The sequence below is a fragment of the Fructilactobacillus florum DSM 22689 = JCM 16035 genome (assembly GCF_001436645.1).
GTDB lineage: Bacteria > Bacillota > Bacilli > Lactobacillales > Lactobacillaceae > Fructilactobacillus > Fructilactobacillus florum.
Window position 1 is genome coordinate 1 of record NZ_AYZI01000033.1, and the last position, 561, is coordinate 561.

The window sequence follows — 561 nt, forward strand, 5'->3', positions numbered from 1 at the left end:
TGTTATGACTTTTCTGTAACTGGTTAGTTCTACGTTTCCAGCTACTGATGGACTGTCGATTAACTGTCATAGGCTCTGCTATCAAGCTTGACCACCTTCCCCCATTCAAAAGTGCCGTTGTACTTACCTAAGTGGTTACTGATGATACTAACGATTGAATATGTGGTTTGCTTTCTTTTGAATATTTGTTTATTTTTCAATTCTTCGGACAATTCTTTGAGACCATCGCCACTTGCAATCAGTTCGCCATTTCTATCAAACGCTTCGTAAAAATGAGTGTTAAAAGAATTACGTTCATGTGCTTTAAAATTCGCTGGATATTCATGGTCTCCGATAATCTTTCTTGAAAATCGTTGTACTTCTTTTAGCAGTGGATCATCGTCAGGCACAAAAATCATTGATTTTAGTTTTCTACCCTTGCCGTTTTCGCTAGCATACTTTTCTTCTAGTTTGTGGATAGCTTCGTACCACTCATCTCGATTTGTAATCATCTTTACACCTCTGCTAAAGCTCCGCAGAACTTGTCGATAAAGTATCGTTGCCCTTTTCCTGTAACCATCG

General features: G+C 38.5%; 1 protein-coding gene. It reads right to left on the minus strand.

Annotation, left to right across the window (positions count from 1 at the left end):
* Nucleotides 1–59: 59 nt before the first annotated feature.
* Nucleotides 60–561 (minus strand): hypothetical protein (locus tag FC87_RS06670; RefSeq protein ID WP_235804448.1); only part of this gene is annotated, 502 nt, incomplete at its 5' end.